General features: G+C 45.3%; 18 protein-coding genes and 1 pseudogene. 8 read left to right on the top strand and 11 right to left on the bottom strand.

Annotation, left to right across the window (positions count from 1 at the left end; genetic code table 11):
• Positions 1 to 105: 105 nt before the first annotated feature.
• Both NYE43_RS02145 and yclJ read right to left on the bottom strand, forming a co-directional pair.
• Positions 106 to 1,530 (bottom strand): HAMP domain-containing sensor histidine kinase, encoded by a 1,425-nt coding sequence (locus tag NYE43_RS02145; protein ID WP_341060758.1) that lies wholly within the window; start codon positions 1,528 to 1,530, stop codon positions 106 to 108.
• On the bottom strand, positions 1,517 to 2,200 hold the full coding sequence (gene yclJ, locus NYE43_RS02140; RefSeq protein ID WP_024120210.1) for a two-component system response regulator YclJ: 684 nt from the start codon (positions 2,198 to 2,200) through the stop codon (positions 1,517 to 1,519). Before yclJ ends, NYE43_RS02145 begins: the two co-directional genes overlap by 14 nt.
• A 212-nt stretch (positions 2,201 to 2,412) precedes the next feature.
• Here yclJ and NYE43_RS02135 point away from each other — a divergent pair, with 212 nt between their 5' ends.
• Positions 2,413 to 3,867: an ABC transporter permease gene (locus NYE43_RS02135; RefSeq protein WP_340928017.1), complete on the top strand. Its 1,455-nt coding sequence runs from the start codon at positions 2,413 to 2,415 to the stop codon at positions 3,865 to 3,867.
• Positions 3,868 to 3,882: 15 nt separating this feature from the next.
• Positions 3,883 to 4,563 carry an ABC transporter ATP-binding protein gene (locus NYE43_RS02130; RefSeq protein WP_024120208.1) on the top strand — a complete coding sequence of 227 codons (681 nt, stop codon included), beginning with the start codon at positions 3,883 to 3,885 and terminating at the stop codon, positions 4,561 to 4,563.
• 102 nt (positions 4,564 to 4,665) lie between these two features.
• Here NYE43_RS02130 and NYE43_RS02125 read toward each other — a convergent pair whose 3' ends face one another.
• Genes NYE43_RS02125 through gerKA form a run of 3 tightly spaced genes read right to left on the bottom strand, consistent with a single transcriptional unit; the run spans position 4,666 to position 8,654 of the window.
• Positions 4,666 to 5,790 (bottom strand): GerAB/ArcD/ProY family transporter, encoded by a 1,125-nt coding sequence (locus NYE43_RS02125; RefSeq protein WP_024120207.1) that lies wholly within the window; start codon positions 5,788 to 5,790, stop codon positions 4,666 to 4,668.
• Between the two features lie 22 nt (positions 5,791 to 5,812).
• On the bottom strand, positions 5,813 to 7,036 hold the full coding sequence (locus tag NYE43_RS02120; RefSeq protein WP_340928019.1) for a Ger(x)C family spore germination protein: 1,224 nt from the start codon (positions 7,034 to 7,036) through the stop codon (positions 5,813 to 5,815).
• On the bottom strand, positions 7,026 to 8,654 hold the full coding sequence (gene gerKA / locus NYE43_RS02115) for a spore germination protein GerKA (RefSeq protein ID WP_024120205.1): 1,629 nt from the start codon (positions 8,652 to 8,654) through the stop codon (positions 7,026 to 7,028). The genes NYE43_RS02120 and gerKA overlap by 11 nt, the downstream gene beginning before the upstream one ends.
• 126 nt (positions 8,655 to 8,780) lie before the next feature.
• On the opposite strand from gerKA, the gene NYE43_RS02110 reads away from it, so the two are divergent.
• Positions 8,781 to 8,999, top strand: a complete 219-nt coding sequence (locus NYE43_RS02110) for a hypothetical protein (protein WP_340928021.1) — start codon at positions 8,781 to 8,783, stop codon at positions 8,997 to 8,999.
• Between the two features lie 16 nt (positions 9,000 to 9,015).
• On the opposite strand, the gene NYE43_RS02105 is transcribed toward NYE43_RS02110, so the two are convergent.
• Positions 9,016 to 10,770: a right-handed parallel beta-helix repeat-containing protein gene (locus tag NYE43_RS02105; protein ID WP_101860975.1), complete on the bottom strand. Its 1,755-nt coding sequence runs from the start codon at positions 10,768 to 10,770 to the stop codon at positions 9,016 to 9,018.
• Positions 10,771 to 11,049: 279 nt separating this feature from the next.
• Here NYE43_RS02105 and NYE43_RS02100 point away from each other — a divergent pair, with 279 nt between their 5' ends.
• Positions 11,050 to 12,528 (top strand): peptide MFS transporter, encoded by a 1,479-nt coding sequence (locus NYE43_RS02100; protein ID WP_044161897.1) that lies wholly within the window; start codon positions 11,050 to 11,052, stop codon positions 12,526 to 12,528.
• A gap of 35 nt (positions 12,529 to 12,563) precedes the next feature.
• Here NYE43_RS02100 and NYE43_RS02095 read toward each other — a convergent pair whose 3' ends face one another.
• The 5 genes and pseudogenes from NYE43_RS02095 to NYE43_RS02075 all read right to left on the bottom strand — a co-directional run bounded on the left by NYE43_RS02095 (position 12,564) and on the right by NYE43_RS02075 (position 16,229).
• Positions 12,564 to 13,409 carry an alpha/beta fold hydrolase gene (locus tag NYE43_RS02095; RefSeq protein ID WP_101860974.1) on the bottom strand — a complete coding sequence of 282 codons (846 nt, stop codon included), beginning with the start codon at positions 13,407 to 13,409 and terminating at the stop codon, positions 12,564 to 12,566.
• Positions 13,410 to 13,483: 74 nt separating this feature from the next.
• Positions 13,484 to 13,948, bottom strand: coding sequence for a pyridoxamine 5'-phosphate oxidase family protein (locus tag NYE43_RS02090; RefSeq protein WP_101863979.1), 465 nt, complete (start codon positions 13,946 to 13,948; stop codon positions 13,484 to 13,486).
• Positions 13,945 to 14,172, bottom strand: coding sequence for a phenolic acid decarboxylase subunit BsdD (bsdD, locus tag NYE43_RS02085; protein WP_044161900.1), 228 nt, complete (start codon positions 14,170 to 14,172; stop codon positions 13,945 to 13,947). The genes NYE43_RS02090 and bsdD overlap by 4 nt, the downstream gene beginning before the upstream one ends.
• 17 nt (positions 14,173 to 14,189) lie before the next feature.
• Positions 14,190 to 15,611 (bottom strand): phenolic acid decarboxylase BsdC, encoded by a 1,422-nt coding sequence (gene bsdC, locus NYE43_RS02080; protein WP_024120198.1) that lies wholly within the window; start codon positions 15,609 to 15,611, stop codon positions 14,190 to 14,192.
• Between the two features lie 2 nt (positions 15,612 to 15,613).
• Positions 15,614 to 16,229: pseudogene (locus tag NYE43_RS02075) on the bottom strand (non-oxidative hydroxyarylic acid decarboxylases subunit B).
• 88 nt (positions 16,230 to 16,317) lie between these two features.
• Between NYE43_RS02075 and bsdA the strand changes: the two are divergent.
• The 4 genes from bsdA to tcyC all read left to right on the top strand — a co-directional run bounded on the left by bsdA (position 16,318) and on the right by tcyC (position 19,560).
• Positions 16,318 to 17,190, top strand: coding sequence for a transcriptional regulator BsdA (gene bsdA, locus NYE43_RS02070; RefSeq protein ID WP_024120196.1), 873 nt, complete (start codon positions 16,318 to 16,320; stop codon positions 17,188 to 17,190).
• Positions 17,191 to 17,305: 115 nt separating this feature from the next.
• Positions 17,306 to 18,112 carry a cystine ABC transporter substrate-binding lipoprotein TcyA gene (gene tcyA / locus NYE43_RS02065; RefSeq protein WP_095714076.1) on the top strand — a complete coding sequence of 269 codons (807 nt, stop codon included), beginning with the start codon at positions 17,306 to 17,308 and terminating at the stop codon, positions 18,110 to 18,112.
• Complete coding sequence (tcyB, locus tag NYE43_RS02060; protein ID WP_024120194.1) at positions 18,099 to 18,803, top strand: cystine ABC transporter permease TcyB; 705 nt, start codon at positions 18,099 to 18,101, stop codon at positions 18,801 to 18,803. Before tcyA ends, tcyB begins: the two co-directional genes overlap by 14 nt.
• 13 nt (positions 18,804 to 18,816) lie before the next feature.
• Positions 18,817 to 19,560 carry a cystine ABC transporter ATP-binding protein TcyC gene (gene tcyC / locus NYE43_RS02055; RefSeq protein WP_024120193.1) on the top strand — a complete coding sequence of 248 codons (744 nt, stop codon included), beginning with the start codon at positions 18,817 to 18,819 and terminating at the stop codon, positions 19,558 to 19,560.
• Positions 19,561 to 19,622: the final 62 nt, after the last annotated feature.

Here is a 19,622-nt window from a genome sequence, read left to right as displayed (position 1 = left end):
AACCCGAAAAACACGCAATCTTTATTTCGGGAGCACGCAATTAAAATAGGAATACCGAAGCGATATTAGAAAGAAGGCGGCAGCATCTGACGATATGCCGCCGCCTTACATGATTGATTGCTGTTTTGCAGGTAAAGGAAGGCGGATAATGAATGTTGTGCCTTTCCCTTGTTCACTCTTAATGTCTATTGTACCTTGATGCATTTCAACAAGCTGCTTGACGATGGAGAGGCCAAGGCCGTATTCTCCGTACGCCGTGTTCGTTCTTGAAATATCAGCTTTGTAGAACCGCTCCCAAATATGCTCGATATCCTCTTTTGAAATGCCGATTCCCGTATCTTCAATTTCGATAATGGTCTCTTTATATCCTTCTGTTCCCCGCAGCCAAATGTCACCTTGCTGCGTAAATTGGATGCTGTTTTTTGTAATGTTCACGAGGATTTGAATTAACCGGTCATAGTCGGCATGAACGATCACGCTGTCCTCCACCTGAATCATCAGCTTATTTTGCTTTTCTTCCGCCTGCTGTTCAAGGTGCTCTTTCATGATTTCGAATACTTCAATCAGCGGAACGTCAAGCTTGTTCAGGGTGATTTGCTGTGATCTGATTTTTTCGTAATCGAGATTTTCTTTTACGAGCCGCAGCATTCGCCTCGTTTCCTCACTGATGAGCGCGAAGCATTTTTCTTTATTCTCCTCTGGAATCGTATTGCTGTTCAGCCCTTCAACCAAACCGTTAATGGTTGTCAGCGGCGTTCTTAATTCATGGGATACATCGGCAATAAACTGCCTTCTCCGCTTCTCAAGCCGATCGATTTCATCCCTCGACTGCTTTAATTTTTTCGCCATGATATTAAAGTCAGACGCCAGCACCCCGATTTCATCCCGGTAGCCGTTTTCCAAGTGGATGTCATAGTCGCCGGAAGCCACTTTATCCGTTGCTTCTCTCAGCTTTTGAATACGTTTCACATGGAATTTGGAAAGCAGCCAGCTGACGAGAATGGTAATGACAAGCGTGCTGATTATCGCGTAAAACATATAGAGGTTGACCTGGTTAATCATTTGCTCTACGCCGCTGATTGGAGAAATCAGCAGTACCGCGCCTTTAAATTCATTGTTAACAAAAATCGGCTGTGCAACAAGGGAAACCTCATCGTTAAAACGGCCATCCGCTCTGTTCATGACCACCTGCCCTTTTTTCAGCTTCTCCCACTCCGCTTTCTTCAGCTTTTCCCGTGGGTGAAAGTCTTCAGGGTGAAAATAAGGCTGCTGTGCTTCATTAAAGATGATAAACTGTGTCTTTCTTGTGCGTAATATATCCTGATATGGGTACAGCCGGCGCATATCAACCTGGCCGGTTTGAAATTCGCTTGCAATCTGCACCGCATATGACGTCAGTTCCTCTACTTTATTTTGGTAGGCAAACTCTTTCACAAAGTGAGAAAAAAGAGAAATAATGATAACAAATGCTAAAATTAATATGCTGACATGGCTCAGCAGCAGCTGATATAAATATTTAATCCTCATCAAATTTATACCCTACTCCCCATACAGTATATAGGAAAGGCCTGTCCTCACTTGCAAGCTTTTTCCGCAGCCGTTTAATATGAACATCGACAGTCCGTTCGTCTCCGTAGAACTGATAGCCCCATACCTGCTCAAGCAGCTGCTCTCTGGAAAACACCTGCCGCGGGTTCTGCACAAGGTAATAAAGCAGGTCAAATTCCTTAGGCGTGAGGTTTTCAACAGGCTCCCCATTTAAAAATACTTCTCTCGTCTTTTTATTAATTTTAAAGCATTCCGATTCAATCGTATCTTCTTCCGCTGCCGCCTTGCCCGTCGCCTGATATCTTCTGTTCACGGCTTTGATGCGGGCAACCAATGTCAGCGGGCTGAATGGCTTCGTCACATAATCGTCCGCACCCATCTCAAAGCCGATCACCTGATCTGATTCGGTGTCTCTGGCAGTCAGCATGATAATCGGAACCGTGCTTGTCTCTCTTATTTTTCTGCAGATGGTTACGCCGTCCATAGACGGAAGCATAATATCCAGAATCACCAAATCCCAATTTTCTTCAGCAAAGCGCTGATACCCCTCTAAACCGTCATGAACAAATTCAGCTTCAAAACCTTCTTTAAAAAAGAACATCTCTGTCATCGTACAAACACTTACGTTATCTTCTATCATTAAAATTTTCATTGGATCCTCCGATTGTTTTGATGCTTTTCTATATAATAGCACCATTTTAGACAGAGAATTTTGGGTTTCACAATTGTTAGTTTTTATTTCATCAACTAGAAATAGATTGTTCATATTTTTTTCATACCTTTGGACTACTATAAATTTATCAACAAGCGGGCCTGCCTCACAGGCGGTCTTATCTATAAAAATACCTATACGGAGGAACATAAATGAATTTTATCAAACGGGCTTTTTGGAACATAAAGGCCAAAAAAGGAAAAACGTTTTTGCAGTTATTTGTGTTTACAGTGATTTGTATATTTGTTCTGTCTGGCCTCACGATCCAGTCAGCAGCTCAAAAATCCAGCGACCTTGCCAGACAGGAGCTGGGCGGAAGCGTTACGCTTCAAGTTGACCGCCAAAAACAAATGGAGAAGCAGCAGGACAGCGGTGAAAAACGCAGCTTCGAATCTACACCGATAAAAGTGTCTGATGCCAATAAGCTGACAGCGCTTGATCATGTGAAGAGCTACAACTTCATTACATCAGCTTCAGCCAACGCCGGAAACTTCGATGCGATTGAAAGCTCAAGCTCTAGTGATTCGAGCACAGACTCAAGCTCAAGCGATACAAAAGGCGCTCCAATGCAAGGCGGAAAACAAATGGTTCAAGCCGATCTTTCGATTGAAGGCGTCATCAGCACGTCGCTGTTAGAGGAATTCTCTGACGGAGATTCAAAAATCACAGACGGCCGCGCGATTACAAAATCTGATGTCGGCAAAAACGTCACAGTGATCAATGAAACATTAGCAGAAGAAAATGATGTAAGCGTTGGAGATTCCATCACAATAGAATCAGCAACAGACGAAGATACAACACTCAAACTGAAGATTGTCGGTATTTATAAAACAACGTCTTCAGGCGATGATCAAGCCCAGAATTTCTCATTCTTAAATCCTTACAATAAGCTTTACACACCTTACACAGCAACAGCGGCTCTGAAAGGTGACGATTATAAAAACACGATTGATTCAGCTGTTTATGATATGGACGATGCTGAACATATTGATGCATTCGTTAAAGCAGCGAAGAAAACGTCAATCGACTTTGATACGTTTACTTTAAATACAAACGATCAGCTTTACCAGCAAATGGTCGGCCCGATCGAAAATGTAGCTTCTTTCTCTAAAAACGTTGTGTACCTTGTATCAGTGGCAGGCGCTGTCATTCTTGGCCTCATTGTCATGATGTCAATCAGAGAGCGCAAATATGAGATGGGTGTGTTAATGGCTATCGGTGAAAAACGGTGGAAGCTGATTGGCCAGTTCTTAACTGAGATTCTGATCGTGGCAGTTGTGGCCATCGGCATTGCATCAGTGACTGGAAATCTGGTCGCCAACCAGCTCGGCAATCAGCTCTTATCCCAGCAGATCAGTTCATCAACTGATTCAACACAAACCGCAAGCGGCCAAATGCCCGGCGGCGGGGGCGGCATGGGCCACGGAATGTTCAGCCAAAGCTCTTCAAACGCGGACGTCATTGATTCACTGAATGTGGCAGTTTCGATGAACGATATGCTTGTACTCGGCGGAATCGGAATGTTAATCGCTGTCATTGCAACGCTGCTGCCGTCTATTTCAGTACTGCGGCTCCACCCGAAAACGATATTGACAAAACAGGAATAGAAAGAGGCGAAACGAATGAGCTTATTAGAATTTCAACAAGTCGGCTACTGGTATAAGGACAAAAACCAGCCCTTGTTTCAGGATATTAATATCAGCTTTGAAAAAGGTAAATTTTATACAATCGTCGGCACCTCAGGGACAGGAAAAACGACCTTCCTGTCTCTGGCAGGCGGACTTGACGCACCTAAAGAAGGACATATCCTTTATGGCGGAAAAGCTGTTTCTAAAATCGGATTGACGAATTTCAGAAATAAATACGTATCAATTGTCTTTCAGGCGTACAACCTGCTTCCATATATGACAGCTCTGCAAAATGTGACAACCGCCATGGAAATCACAGGTTCAAAGGAAAAGAATAAAGAAGCATATGCGTTGGAGATGCTGGAGAAGGTCGGCATCAATGAAAAACAAGCCCGGCAAAAGGTGCTGACATTAAGCGGCGGACAGCAGCAGCGTGTTTCCATTACAAGAGCGTTTTGCTGTGACACGGACTTGATCGTTGCCGATGAACCGACCGGAAACCTTGACGAGGATACGTCAAAAGAAATTGTGCGGCTCTTTAAGGATTTGGCGCACAAAGAAAATAAATGCATCATCATGGTGACGCATGATGAACAAATTGCAAAGGTATCTGACATTACCATCAGACTTTCACGAGGAAGCTTTACTGTGACGGAAAACGCCGCAGTCGTTTAACAAAAACGCGCCTCTGCCAGTGCAGACAGGGGCGCAACCTAAATCCCCCTTTTATATAGAAGTGAACGTAAAAAGAGCGGCGGCTGCATCCCCCCGCTCTTTTTATTGTTTCTGTTTATCAGCCTGTTTCGATTTCTCTCTTCTCTTCTTTTTCCAAACAGCGAGGATAAACAGAAATAATGGAAACAGCACTTGAAAGGGCAAATGAATGTACAGCGGCACTACTTTCAGCCCTTCATTTAAATGCTCTGAAAAGTTGGTGGCAATTGCGATAGAGAGGATGAGTATGCCCAGTCCCATTGGATATGCCAACTGTGAAGGATTTTTTTCCTTAAAAAGAGTGGACGCACCCACCACCACCGCATACAGATAGAGGCTGACTTTGAAGAAGCCGCCGATAATCAGTGCCAGCATAAAAAAGATATCAAGCCGATCCAGAAATTCTTCCACTTTGATTGTCTGAATCGTACTTAAAAGCGGAAACTGCGATCGCAATGTCAGATCAACATCAAGCACACTGATATTAATCGCTACAGTAAGCGCCACAACCAATCCGCTGATGACCATAGCGAGCATCCCCACTTTTTTGACATTCTTGCGATCATTGAGATTAGGGAAAATCATTACAAATAAAACAATTTCACCGAACGGAACGTACATGGTTTGTGTGAAAACAGAATGAATAACAGGGAAAATCCCGTCTGCTAAAACCGGTTTTAAATTTTTCAGATCTATGGAACCCGATACAATGATCAGCACGAGACCGAGCGCACCCAATAGATACATTGCCCCGAAGAGAAGCTCACCCGCCCGCGCCAGCACTTCAATTCCTTTTCTGACGGCATATATGCTGACCACCATTAGTAAAGCATTCACGATGATAATCGGAGTATCATGGTAAGCAAACGTCAGCAGCATTTCTCCGAAATCACGCAGCACCCGGGCGGCAATATATGCAAAATACAAGATATAAAGAAACGAAAAGAACCAGCTCAGCTTTTTGCCGAGCATATCATCCATGTATTCTTTTGGAGAGAACTCTGGATAGCATTGATAGATCCCCTGATACAAGTAAAAAAGAAATAAACCAACTGCACAGCCTAATAGCACTGCTATCCAGGCATCCCGGCCCGCCATCGTTCCCGGTGTAATCAATAAGGAGCTGCCCAGCTCAAAAATGATCATCATGACAAACAGCTGCCTAATGCTGATTTTGGCTTTTTCCATCTGTCACTACTCCTTTCTTGACCTATTTATGATTAAGCTGGTTTCTGAGCGGATTATTTCGCAGCCCCGTTCTTCTGATATACGTATCCGCCTTTACATCGACAGGCAGATCAGGCAAATATTCTTTGTCCCATGTATCCCTCATTTTTTCCCACTGCTTCGGATACTTCCTGTATATCGTGTCTCCGAATCCGATAAAGTCAATTTTATGTTCCTTTATCTTTTCAACTGCATGGCTGATTTCCTTTTCAAGCTGTTTGTTGAGTGCTTTTTCGATATCGGCTAACACCTTTGGGTCAGATAAATGAAATGGATATTTTACTGCGTCTATTATGCCTTCAACCGTTACGTGAACATGAATGCGGGGACGGCCGTTTCGTATTTCCGGGTTAAGCTTTGTTGTCTGATGCGTGACCTGTAAGCTTACCGCATCTTTTGTCTTCTTCCAATCGGCATTAATAAACGTATGCTGGATTTGATTCTTAAGCCAGACAACCCCAACTTTGTCCTTATCTTCAATCCAATATTTTAAATGGCCTCTTTTATCGAATACCGCCAAACCGTCCGCCTGAAGAATGGCTTGCGGGTCAGTCGCCTGTGTGTTTTCCAGGCTGACTCCTTTTTTATCATCCCCGATCATCCTGTATCCGGGGATCACCGGCGCTTCTGTGGTGAGGGCAAGTGTTTTCAAGACATCTTGGATATTGGTTTTAATCACCCGCCCATATTGCGCTTGCGTGAAGTCGAGTGTTTTATTGACTTTATTGGATGGTATTTTATCAATCGGCGTAAGCGTTTTGACGATATTTTCGGCTTTCGTTTTATGGGCGATGACAATCGTTGCCGTGGTCCTGAATTCCGTATCGCGGTCAAGGTTATCTAACACAAAATTCAAACCTTCCTCTCTCGCCAGCTTTTCACTGATCACGACCAGATTGGTATGGGCAAAATAAAGCCGCCGGGATACTTTCATAGAGGCTTTTCTGAGCGCTTCCGTCATGTTGTCGCCTACTATGGAATAGACGGATACAGGCGGCCTGTCTCCCGCACCGCCGCCCTGAAGCCCTCCGGCGACGTTTCCGGGATTAATAATCTGAAAGTGCAGTACGTAATTCCCTTCATTTGTCCGATCAATGCCGATTGCCGAAATAATCGCAAGATCTGTCAGCTCACGCTTATCCCAGCAGCCGGGCAGCACAATGATGCTCAAAAGCATGATAACGGCTAGTACACGTTTACGTATCATTCTGATCTCCTTCTCTCAACTCTTTGTTCACCATCCCGCGTGAACCATCCGGCTGAGGACGCTGGTCTTTCCCCTGACGGACCTTATCTTTTTTGCTGATGGATTCAGGCCTTTTCTGGTCGGCCCACCAAGGAACACGGAACAGCGTGTCCTTCACGCCTTGTGAAGAAAAGGGCGCAAGCGGCGACATATAAGGAACACCAAAGGAACGCAGACTGCATAAATGAACAAACATCATAATAATCCCTAATACCAGCCCGTAAAAACCCATTACGGCAGAAGCAATGATAAACATAAACCGAATGAGGCGGGCAGATATCGCCATGGCAAACGCCGGCGTTGCGAAGCTGGCAATGGCCGTTATGGCAACGATGATGACCATAGCCGGAGACACGATACCAGCCTGAACAGCAGCTTGACCGATAACAAGCGCGCCTACAATGGAAACAGCCGATCCTACAACCCTCGGCAGTCTGACCCCAGCTTCCCTGAGAATCTCAAAAGCAACCTCCATTGTGATGGCTTCAACAACGGCCGGAAACGGAACGATTTCCCGCTGGGCAGCAATGACGATTAACAGCTGTGTCGGAATCATTTCCTGATGAAACGTCGTGGCTGCCACATAAACAGCCGGTGCGACAAGTGAAATAAAAAAGATAAATATCCGCAGAATCCGTATACTTGTCGCAATGTCAAAGCGTGAATAATAATCTTCAACCGACTGAAAAAATTGAATAAATAAGGCTGGGGCAATCAGAACAAACGGTGTTCCGTCCACAACGATTGCAAATCTTCCTTCTAATAGATTTCCTGCGACGACGTCAGGGCGTTCCGTGTGATACATGGTCGGAAACGTCGTAAACGTTTCGTCTTCGATCAGCTGCTCGATGTATCCGGATTCTAAAATACTGTCAATGTCTATTTTTTTCAGGCGCTGCCTCACTTCCTTCAGCACCTTTTCATCACAAATGCCGTGAATGTACATCAGCGCGATATCCGTATTTGTTACAGAACCGATTTTCATTTTTTCGACCCATACATTGGGATTTTTAATGTATCGCCGAATCATGGAAATATTGGTTTGCAAAGACTCTGTAAACCCTTGGCGCGGGCCCCGGAATGACACCTGGGTGCTCGGCTCTTGTATGGAACGGTGCTCTCCCCCCTGGGTGCTGCAGATAAGCGCCTCATCAGAACCGTCCGCAAAAACCAGCGCATTTCCAAGCATCAATTCAGTGAACAGCTTGTCCCAGCTCTTTTCAGCTTTTACTCCGCCCAGCGGAAGCGTTTTTTCAAGGATCTGCTTTATCGCATGGGCATTTTGGATGGTTTGATCCTGAATCAAAGGCTCGATTAACGATTCATGTATCGTGTTATTATCGACCAAACCCGCGATATAAATAATGGCCAGGTGAACTTCATCCTGTTCCCCTGCTTTCACTTCCCGAATAATGACATCAGAGCTGCTTCCGACTTTCTTCTTCATGTCCGCCACATTTTTCGCCAAACTTGAAGAAGCCAGAATCGGCCCTTCTTCTTTCTTCTGCTGATTCTTATCTTCTTGTTTCTGGCTGTCTTTCGTTTCGGTATTTTTCTTTTGCTTAAAAAATGACGGCATACACAAAATACCTTTCCTTATCGTTTTCTCATATTCTTCCTGTCAGCCTTAAGATTATGCATGTGACTGGCGAACGGGTATAACTCTCTCATAAAGATAGACACTATAAGCGGAGGGTGATGAAGGATGAAAATATTAGGCATAACGGCTGTTTTATTAATTTGTTTGTTGGTGATTTCAGTTTTCATGGACATGCTTCAAGGATTCAGTTTGGGAAAAGCCATTTATAATAATATGTCCAGCTTCAAGATGACATCGTTTGCGGAATGGATGATGCTGTTATTTTTTGTTTTGTTATTGGTCAGAGAGATATTCGTGATCTATAAATCGAACAAAAGCCCCTAGAGCGAGGCGCTTTTGTTCAGACGATCATATTGCCGTTTACCTTATCTCCGCTGTTGTTGGTGATGGTTCCTTTGATGATTCGATTTCCGATGATGGTGGAATTGGTTGAGGTGTCCGTTTGAATGGCCACCGCCGTGCTTGCGGAGAGGTTATTGATGGTGTTTCCTGAAATGATAGAGCCTGAGGAGCCGTTGAGGTAAATCACAATCGGTCTGCCGGCTGTTCTATTGACTGAAAGGGTGTTATCAAAAATGTCATGAACGCCGGTGCTGATATAGATGGTCACTAAAAGAGGAGATCTTTCAAAGTGGTTTCCGATAATAGAGGTTTTTGCACTTGTCGTACAGTAAATCGGGTAATTTTTAAAGTTTTTAAATGTATTGTTTTTAATAATTGCGCCAGCATTGTTTGTGACAGAAACGGCATACGATTCAAGGGCCGCTTCAAACGCGTCGGGGTTAAGCGTATTTCCTTCGATCAACGCGCTTCCTTGAGCGATCCAAATGCCGCGGCTGAATTTTCTCAGCACATTGTCTTTAATGATCATATCGCCTCCTGAAATGTTCACCCCGTCGATGACTTGAATAAGACAGTTATTCAGAAATGCGGTATCATCAGACAGCACCGCTCGAAGGCCGGTACTGCGCCTTGTTTCAGACAGTCCGTTTTGAATCTGGTTGCCGTCTACCTTTACGTCGGAAGACTGATAAACCAATATCCCTGTGTTTTCAAAATTGCTGATTTTGTTGTTCGTGACAAGAACGCTCTTTCCTCTGACATCAATTCCGGTTGAAAATCCGGTAATGAGGTTGCCGGCGATCACTGCATCACTGCTTTCTTTGCCTTGTGAAACACCCAATCCGGTAATCCCGACTCTAGGCGCCGCAGCCGCGTCTTCCGCCCTTCTGAGAATATTCCCCTTAATGACCGTTTGAGTGCCATACCCATAGCTGATCGTATTGTCTGAGTGGTTTCCTTCTATTGAAATGCCGTACCCGTTAAAATTGGTCACAGAACTTGAAACGTTTCCATTAAAATAGTTATTTCGAATCGAGACATTGAGCGGTTCCTCATAATCAATATTTCCTTCACCATATCCTTCAATGTCAATTCCGAATTTCGGCGCTGTTCCATTTCCCGTTCCGGCATCTTCAATCACGCAGCCCTCCACCGTAACTGTGTCACATCCGGTAATCGAAATGTTATTTCTCCTCGATCGCCGAACCTTACAGCGGCGGATGGTAATGTGCTCTGATGTTCGATAATCGTTATTTGTCTTTAAGCCCCGCGGACTGATAATGATCCCATCTCCGGTAAAATCAGAAATGTTAACATCATCAACGACAACATTCGAACACCCTTCAATACAAATGCCGAAGCCCCATTCATGGGTTGATCTTATCCCCGCGGACGCATACGTATGCTCGTCGCGCTCGCCGATAATTTGTCCACCGGAAATGGTTATATTCTCTTGCTTGCCTACATAAAATGCAGAATACCCCCAGGAGCTGTTCGGAATGACTTTGATGATACACTCAGGGTCCATGACGATATTAAGATTGCCGGGAACAATAATCCCAGCGTTGCGAAACACCTGGTTCGCATCCCCTCCAAGCGTCCCGTCAATTAAATATGTTCCTTTCGGGAACCAGACTGTATGGTACCCCTTTGAGGCAGCCGCGCTTAGGCACTGATTAATCAGTTCTGTCGAATCCGTTTTTCCGTCCCCTGAAATACCGAAATCTGCTGCATTCAAGATGAATTCAGCCAATGATCCAACCTCCTCCCGCATGATTGTTACCATGATATTCGCGGCAGCCCGATCTGCTTGTACATTTCTCTAAAATTTTATTAAAAAAGTATAAAGAAATACTATCGTTAGAAAATGTAACAAAACGAGACATAAGAAACAGGAAAAACTCACTATTTTCCACCTTTATAGTTTTTCCATTCTGGAACTTCTTGAAATGAGTATAATTTATATTGACACAAGTATTATATAAGAATATGATTTTTATAATACACTTTTTTAAGAAAGGGTTTGGCTGACATGGCTTCGATTGATAACGAAAGTATCATTAAAAGCGTCCCGCAAAAAGGGTTCTTTGGTCACCCGCGAGGACTATTTACACTATTTTTCACCGAATTTTGGGAGCGTTTCTCTTACTATGGAATGAGAGCAATCTTGCTTTACTATTTGTATACAGAGACGGTAAACGGAGGGCTTGGCTTTGACAAAGGCACTGCGGTTGCCATTATGTCGATTTACGGATCACTCGTATACATGTCCACTATTATTGGCGGATGGCTCGCTGATCGGGTATTCGGTACCGCAAACACCGTGTTTTACGGCGGGATATTTATTATGTTCGGCCATATTGCACTCGCCTATCCGGGCAGCGCGATAGCATTCTATATCAGCATGGTGCTTATCATTATCGGAACAGGCTTATTAAAACCAAACGTTTCGAGCGTCGTTGGAGATCTTTACACGAAAGAAGACCCGCGCCGCGACTCAGGTTTCAGTATTTTCTACATGGGGATTAACCTCGGCGGTTTACTCGCGCCGTTAATTGTCGGAACACTCGGACAGAAGTACAACTATCATCTCGGCTTCGGAGCTGCCGCGGTCGGAATGCTTCTTGGACTTATCGTATTTGCTTTGACAAGAAAGAAAAACCTCGGACCTGCAGGTTCAAATGTCCCGAATCCGCTGTCTAAAAAATCTGCAATCGGCACCGGAATCGGTGTTATCATTGTGGCGATCGCAGTGATGATCTCTGTACAAACAGGGGTGCTGACGATCAACCGTTTCATCGACCTTGTAAGTATTCTCGGTATTTTGATTCCTGTTATTTATTTCATCATCATGTTTACAAGCAAAAAAGCGGACAAAACAGAAAAATCTCGTCTTGCCGCTTACGTTCCTTTGTTTATCGGTGCTGTCATGTTCTGGGCCATTCAGGAACAAGGAGCGACCATTCTTGCGGTATACGCTGATGAACGCATAAGACTTTCATTGGGCGGAATAGAACTTCAGTCATCTTGGTTCCAATCATTAAACCCCTTGTTTATCGTCATTTTCGCACCAATTTTCGCATGGCTTTGGATGAAGCTTGGCAAACGCCAGCCGTCCACACCAGTTAAATTCTCAATCGGAATTATTTTAGCCGGATTGTCATTTATCATTATGGTATTCCCGGCTATGCAAGGGAAAGAAGCACTCGTAAGCCCGCTGTGGCTCGTTCTCAGCTTCCTGCTTGTCGTGCTTGGAGAGCTGTGCCTGTCACCAGTCGGTTTATCCGTGACAACAAAACTGGCGCCAGCTGCATTCTCCGCACAGACAATGAGTATGTGGTTTCTGACTAACGCAGCAGCCCAAGCGATCAATGCCCAAGTAGCCGGGTTGTTTGATAAAATACCTGAAACAACGTACTTCGGCACCATCGGCTTGATTTCTATCATACTCGGCGGCATTCTGCTGCTGATCTCACCGATCATCAAACGTGCGATGAAAGGTATCTTATAATAAAGAAAATCCCGCAGAGCAGCTCTGCGGGATTTTTATTTGTCTGTCCATTCCATTAAGCTTTGCCCGAAGGTCTGCGGTTCCTCCAGCATCGGCTGGTGCCCGCTCTTTTCAAAGATGACCTTCTTCACATACGGATATATACCGTCAACGGCATCCCACAACGATACGGGAGCAACCAAATAGTCATATCTGCCTAAACCGATATAGACAGGAACATGAACGTCTGCTAACCGCTGTATGAGGTTCATCTGCGCGAATGTATGTCCCCATAATTCATCTATAATCGGCATATTGGTGTCAACACCTTCCCATAAAGCTGCTGCATTCGGCCTCTCTTTATAAAAGCTTTTCGCTTCAGCGCGAATGCACATGTGCACGAAACGCCTTTCAGGATCTTTTTCTATGTCACCTGCTAAACTTGCAATATCTTTTTCGAAACGTTTCTTTCTCTCAGGGCTGGCTGTTTCCCTAAAAAACGCTTCACTGTCCCGCTGTCTTTTTTGACTGTTATCAGGCGCTGAATTGAGGAGCACGGCCTTTCGCACATGCTCAGGGTACTTTCTGGCGTATTCTAATGCCATAAACGCATGCCCCGAATGTCCCATGATGATAAAATCCTTAAGCTGAAGATGGCGTCTTATCGCTTCAATATCGTCCAAAACTGCATCCAGGCTTTGATCTTCCGGCCGCAGCGCCCGCGCCGGCTTGGCAAAACCCCTGTGATCGGCAAATATCCATTGATATTTCTGTTTGATATCCTGATGAAATAGACGCGGGTAGTAAACCGCACTGCCGATCACGAGAATCGGCGCGCCCTCTCCTTCAATACAATAAGATAAATCAAAACCGTCTGAATGACAGATCCCCTTTGTGACCATTCCTCACGCCCCCTTTGTCTTTATATGGTTCATTATACTAATAAAAGCCTGACGCATGGCGTCAGGCTTTTTATTTATCGTTTTAATTCCTCCAGCGTTGCTTCCCATCTGTTCAGCACCTCTTCAGCATTGTGAAGCTGTATCCTGACACCGGAAGTTATATCAGCGTACTTTGCAACATCCTCCTTAGCTGAAGCGATACGGCAGGCAAAGCGTTCCCTGTCATAAACCGCATCGTTCAGCGGCGGGAGCGGCTCACATTGCAGTTTTACGTAATGAGCGGCTCCTTTCCACCATGCAGTAAGCTGGGCTTGTCCCGTTCGAAGGATATTTCCCGCGGTCTCTGTGTTTTTCCACAGGGCGATCCGGATATCCGTCCGATTCAGGGCGATGATTTCTCCGGCGCTGATCATAGCGGCATGCGGCCAGCCGTCCTCCGATACCGTTTGCAGAACGAAGGCTTCATGCTGCTTTTCTTTCAGACGTTCCCCGTCAAGCAGCTCAAAGAGACGGTCTGATAGTTGGTTCACGCCGATCAGGCCTTTCGTTCCGGAACAGCGGGAACTTCAACCGCTGTTTCTGTTTCTTTTGGATCGATTTTAAAGGCCGGATTATATTTTTCCGGATTTGTAATACTTTCCGGTTCACATGATCTCCATGTAAAAAAACATGTTTGGCATTGATAGACTTCCCATGCTCCTTCTACAGGCGATTTGCTCATGACTTCTCCTTTTTTTGAATCGCATCGAGGACATGTATGCATGTCGAATCATCCTTTCCTTATTTATTCATCAAGTCCATTAGTTTTTGTTCCCATTCTTTTGTTGTTAATGGAGAATCAAGCGGCTGTGAATAATGGCCTCTTGTTTCCGGCGCAACAGGTGTTGTGGCATCAAGAATCATTTTGTGCGTGATTCCTGATGGATTTGATCCCGGGTCAAGCGGCAGGACAGATAAATCCGGTATAATGACCGCATCGTGTTTCGGGTGCATTTTTGTAGAGAGCGCCCACATGACCTGCGGCAGGTTGAATGGATCGACATCCTCGTCGACAACGATAACCATTTTGCAGTAGCCTAGTCCGTGCGGGGTTGTGAGCGCGCGCATGCCGACCGCTTTCGCAAATCCGCCATAGCGGTTTTTTGTTGATACAATCGCGATTAAACCGTGTGTGTACATGGCGTTCACAGCCACAATTTCATTCGGATACGCTTCTTTTAGCTGCTGATACAGCGGCACACAAGTATTAATGCCGATCATGTAATCACATTCTGTCCACGGCATGCCTAAGTATAAATGTTCAAAAATCGGGTTGTTTCTGTGATACACGCGGTTAATTTTGATAATCGGCATGCTGCGTCCGCCGGAATAGTGCCCTGTAAATTCACCGAATGGCCCTTCATATTCACGTTCTCCGGCAATGATTTCTCCCTCGAGCACAACTTCTGCTCCCCATGGAATATCAAGGTCAGACAGCTTTGATTTTACGATGCGGTACGGTTCTCCTTGGATTGCTCCCGCCATTTCGTATTCGGATTGATCATAGAGAAGCGGAGTGGATGCCGCGGTTGTAATGACCGGTTCACATCCGAGCGCAATGGTGACCGGAAGATTGATGCCGCGTTCTTCGGCTTGGCGCAGATGGATCGCAATATCGTGCTGCGGCACAGGCTGAATGCCGAGGCGGTCTTTTCCCTTTACCTGCATTCTGTATATGCCGACATTTTGTTTGCCGAAGTTGTCAGGGTCCTCAAGGTCGCGGGAGATGACGCATGCTTTGTCTAAATAGTAACCGCCGTCTCCTTGGTTAATTCTGAAAAGAGGCAGGATATCGAACAAATTGATGTCCTCTGTGATTTCATTTTCATGAAATGGCGCTGTTTCTTCGCGTTTGACCGGCATCGGAAACTGTTCATATCGCTTCGCAAATTCAAAAAACTGCTCTTTCACCGGTGTATCTTTCGGCAGTCCCAGCATCATCGCGTGGTTCGGCCAAGAGCCGATGACATTCATCGCGATTTGCGCATTGTTGTAGCCGTAAATATTGTTAAATAGCAGTGCAGGGCTTTTATCGCCAAGGTTGCTGGCTGCCCGTGCAGCTGCTCCCAGATCAGGCTCAGGCTTTACCTCTTCATTCACCGTTAACAATTGTCCCTCTTTTTCAAGGGCAGCGAGAAATTCTCTGAAATCTTGATAAGCCATCATCAAGCTCCTCCTTTTTGTTTTTCAATTCCATTCCAGCGCTTTGCCTCAGAAAGGCGCAGGCCGAATTGGTCCAACGTTCTGAATACAATATGGTCGACCATTTCTTCTAAGCTGCTCGGCTGATTATAAAACGCCGGCATCGGCGGAAGAATAATCGTCCCCATTTTTGTGAGTGCAAGCATATTTTCGAGATGAATCTGGTTCAAAGGTGTCTCTCTTGTTAAGAGAACGAGCTTTTTCCGCTCTTTCAGCATGACATCCGCCGAGCGAGTCAGCAGATTATCCGCCATCCCGGTGCGGATGCTCGCAAGCGATTTCATACTGCACGGCGCCACAATCATGCCATCGGTATCAAACGAGCCGCTGGAGATGGCCGCCGCCTGATCCTTATGCGAGTATGTGTATGTGGCCATCTTTTCAACTTCTTTTAACGTGTAGCCTGTTTCATGTTTGATGGTAACGTTAGCCCAAGGAGACACAACGAGATGGGTTTCCACTTCCGCTGCCCTCAGCCATTCTAATAGCCTGACACCGAAGATAGCCCCAGTTGCCCCTGTCATTCCGACAACGAGTTTCAAATTTTGCCCCTCCTTCACGCTTGAATTCTGTCTTCATTTCAATCATACTCCTGATATATCCATATGAAAAATATTCGTTAAATCTATAATCAATACCTAAAAGGTATATAAAAGGAGGCCCTTCTTTGGACATTCGTCAGCTGCGATATTTCATTACCATTGCCCAAGAACAAAAGATCACCTCTGCCGCCAAAAAACTCCATATGGCGCAGCCGCCGCTAAGCAGGCAGCTCAAACAGCTGGAGGATGAGCTGGGTGTTGTATTGTTTGACCGCAATAAGAAAAAACAAATGACTCTTACATATGAAGGAAGCATTTTTCTCAAAAGAGCCAAAGAGATTCTGCACAGGTTTGAAGATGCGGTCATTGAGGTACAAGAGCTGAGGGAGGAGGTTGCCGGCACGCTGGCTGTGGGTTCGACGATTTATTGCGCCGCTCTTATGCTTGAGAAAGTGACGCAAATGAAAGATAGATATCCGCACCTCACCTTTAATATTTGGGAGAACGAACCGGCAACGCTGTTAGAGCTGCTGGAAAGCCGGCAAATCGACGCCGCTGTCACGACAACCATGATAAAAAGCGATACCGTCCAATTTAAAAAGCTTGACGACATTCCATGTGTGCTCGTTCTTTCTGATGATGCCGGGTATACATGCGGAGACACCATTCAAATGGAGGATATCCCTTCTTTCCCGCTGATTCTGCTGCGGCCTGTGAACGGAAAAGGCGTTTATAACCAGGTCATGAATGAATTTCACCGTCTTCAGCTGGAGCCGCGTATTGTTTGTGAATGCCACGATTCAGCAACACTGCTCAGTCTCGTCTCATCAGGATTTGGCGCGTCCATTCTGCCCGTCACCATGATTCCTGTTCATATGAGAAACCACATTCACACAGTTAAAATCGAAAACAACCCCTTCGTTATGACACCGGCTGTCATGTGGAGAACTGACAGTTATTTGCCAAAACCGGTACAGCAATTTTTGAATTTATTTTAAGTGTTTTTGTCTCATGAAAACCAAATACTTGACTCATACTAAAAAAAAGTTATCCTTTAGATTTGTAAGCTATTTTTTCATTTCAACAAAATTAATCAGAAAAGTGGGGAATAGAATGAAAAAAGCACTTTTAGCTTTATTCATGGTCGTAAGCATTGCAGTTCTCGCAGCTTGCGGAGCAGGAAATGACAATCAGTCAAAAGATAACGGAAAAAACGGCGATCTTTGGGCTTCAATTAAGAAAAAAGGCGTACTGACAGTCGGTACAGAAGGAACGTACGAACCGTTCACTTATCATGACAAAGACACTGACAAGCTGACTGGCTATGACGTGGAAGTCATCACAGAAGTCGCAAAACGCCTTGGACTGAAAGCCGAATTCAAGGAAACACAGTGGGACAGTATGTTTGCCGGCCTGAATTCCAAACGGTTTGACGTCGTTGCCAACCAAGTCGGAAAAACAGATCGTGAAAACCAATATGACTTCTCAGACAAATACACAACATCAAGAGCCGTTGTCGTGACGAAAAAAGACAACAACGATATTAAGTCTGAAAAAGACGTAAAAGGAAAAACGTCAGCTCAATCACTGACAAGCAACTATAACAAACTAGCTGCAAATGCCGGCGCGAAAGTAGAAGGCGTTGAAGGCATGGCGCAGGCCCTTCAAATGATCCAGCAAGGCCGCGTCGACATGACGTACAACGATAAGCTTGCCGTATTAAACTATTTAAAAACATCAGGCAACAAAAACGTAAAAATCGCGTTTGAAACAGGCGACCCTCAGGAAACGTATTTCACGTTCCGTAAAGGAAGCGGCGAGGTTGTCGACCAAGTCAACAAAGCATTAAAAGAAATGAAAGAGGACGGGACTCTTTCTAAAATCTCTAAAAAATGGTTCGGCGAAGATGTTTCTAAATAATATACCGGCATTGACGCTTGGCACGGCGATCCCGTGGGATCTGGTGCAGCAGTCATTCTGGCCGATACTTTCAGGGGGAATCTACTATACGATTCCCCTTACGATTCTTTCCTTTATATTCGGAATGATACTGGCGCTGATTACGGCGCTTGCCAGAATGTCGAAAGTGAGACCTTTGAGATGGGTGTTCAGCGTATACGTATCCGCCGTACGCGGCACTCCACTTCTCGTTCAATTGTTCATCATTTTCTATCTGTTCCCGGCCTTTAACATTACACTAGATCCATTTCCAAGCGCAGTCATTGCCTTTTCCTTAAACGTTGGCGCCTATGCATCTGAAATCATCAGGGCATCTATTTTATCCGTGCCGAAGGGGCAATGGGAAGCTGGCTATACCATCGGCATGACACACCAGAAGACGCTGTTCCGCGTCATTTTGCCGCAGGCGTTTCGTGTGTCGATCCCGCCATTATCCAATACCTTTATCAGCCTGATCAAAGATACATCTCTTGCATCTCAGATTCTCGTCGCTGAGCTGTTCAGAAAAGCTCAGGAAATCGGCGCGCGCAATCTCGATCAGATTTTAGTCATTTATATTGAAGCGGCCTTTATTTATTGGATGATCTGCTTCTTGCTTTCGCTCGTCCAGCATGTCATCGAACGGCGTCTTGACCGCTACGTGGCCAAATAAGGAGGTTCCGAGTATGCTTTCCGTTAAAGGATTAAACAAATCATTCGGTCAAAATGAAATTTTAAAAAAGATAGATATGAAGATAGAAAAAGGAAAAGTCATCGCTATACTTGGGCCTTCCGGTTCAGGGAAAACGACGCTGCTTCGCTGTCTGAACGCGCTGGAGATCCCGAATCGCGGGGAGCTTGCATTTGATGATTTCTCCATCGATTTTTCAAAGAAAGTGAAGCAGTCGGATATCCTTCAGCTCCGCCGGAAATCGGGAATGGTGTTTCAGGCGTATCACCTCTTCCCTCACCGCACAGCCCTTGAAAACGTGATGGAAGGCCCTGTTCAGGTGCAAAAACGAAACAAAGAGGAAGTCAGAAAAGAAGCGATTCAGCTTCTTGATAAAGTCGGATTGAAGGACAAAATGGATTTATATCCGTTCCAGCTTTCCGGAGGCCAGCAGCAGCGCGTCGGCATCGCCCGTGCACTGGCAATTCAGCCTGAGCTGATGCTGTTTGACGAACCGACCTCAGCGCTTGACCCTGAGCTTGTGGGTGATGTGCTGAAGGTTATCAAGGATTTAGCCAATGAAGGCTGGACCATGGTCGTTGTTACCCACGAAATCAAATTCGCCCAAGAAGTGGCGGACGAAGTCGTCTTCATTGACGGCGGCGTCATCGTGGAGCAGGGGCCGCCTGAGGAAATTTTCTCTGCTCCAAAAGAAGAACGGACCCAGCGGTTTTTGAATCGGATTTTGAACCCGTTGTAAAACCCAAAACAGGGCGCCTGCCGGCGGCCCTGTTTTTTTGTTGAGCCCCTTTCGCCTATTCC

This window comes from Bacillus sp. FSL R5-0434 (assembly GCF_038004745.1).
Classification (GTDB): Bacteria; Bacillota; Bacilli; order Bacillales; family Bacillaceae; genus Bacillus; species Bacillus halotolerans.
The sequence above is the reverse complement of the archived record's forward strand: the minus strand, read 5'-3'. Positions and strand labels throughout refer to the sequence as shown.

What these genes read in the sequence shown, in the direction of transcription:
- yclJ (WP_024120210.1), bottom strand. Translation starts at nt 2,200, where the DNA reads ATGAAAATTTTAATGATAGAAGATAACGTAAGTGTTTGTACGATGACA.
- NYE43_RS02135 (WP_340928017.1), top strand. Translation starts at nt 2,413, where the DNA reads ATGAATTTTATCAAACGGGCTTTTTGGAACATAAAGGCCAAAAAAGGA.
- NYE43_RS02130 (WP_024120208.1), top strand. Translation starts at nt 3,883, where the DNA reads ATGAGCTTATTAGAATTTCAACAAGTCGGCTACTGGTATAAGGACAAA.
- NYE43_RS02125 (WP_024120207.1), bottom strand. Translation starts at nt 5,790, where the DNA reads ATGGAAAAAGCCAAAATCAGCATTAGGCAGCTGTTTGTCATGATGATC.
- NYE43_RS02120 (WP_340928019.1), bottom strand. Translation starts at nt 7,036, where the DNA reads ATGATACGTAAACGTGTACTAGCCGTTATCATGCTTTTGAGCATCATT.
- gerKA (WP_024120205.1), bottom strand. Translation starts at nt 8,654, where the DNA reads ATGCCGTCATTTTTTAAGCAAAAGAAAAATACCGAAACGAAAGACAGC.
- NYE43_RS02110 (WP_340928021.1), top strand. Translation starts at nt 8,781, where the DNA reads ATGAAAATATTAGGCATAACGGCTGTTTTATTAATTTGTTTGTTGGTG.
- NYE43_RS02100 (WP_044161897.1), top strand. Translation starts at nt 11,050, where the DNA reads ATGGCTTCGATTGATAACGAAAGTATCATTAAAAGCGTCCCGCAAAAA.
- NYE43_RS02095 (WP_101860974.1), bottom strand. Translation starts at nt 13,409, where the DNA reads ATGGTCACAAAGGGGATCTGTCATTCAGACGGTTTTGATTTATCTTAT.
- bsdD (WP_044161900.1), bottom strand. Translation starts at nt 14,172, where the DNA reads ATGCATACATGTCCTCGATGCGATTCAAAAAAAGGAGAAGTCATGAGC.
- bsdC (WP_024120198.1), bottom strand. Translation starts at nt 15,611, where the DNA reads ATGGCTTATCAAGATTTCAGAGAATTTCTCGCTGCCCTTGAAAAAGAG.
- tcyA (WP_095714076.1), top strand. Translation starts at nt 17,306, where the DNA reads ATGAAAAAAGCACTTTTAGCTTTATTCATGGTCGTAAGCATTGCAGTT.
- tcyB (WP_024120194.1), top strand. Translation starts at nt 18,099, where the DNA reads ATGTTTCTAAATAATATACCGGCATTGACGCTTGGCACGGCGATCCCG.
- tcyC (WP_024120193.1), top strand. Translation starts at nt 18,817, where the DNA reads ATGCTTTCCGTTAAAGGATTAAACAAATCATTCGGTCAAAATGAAATT.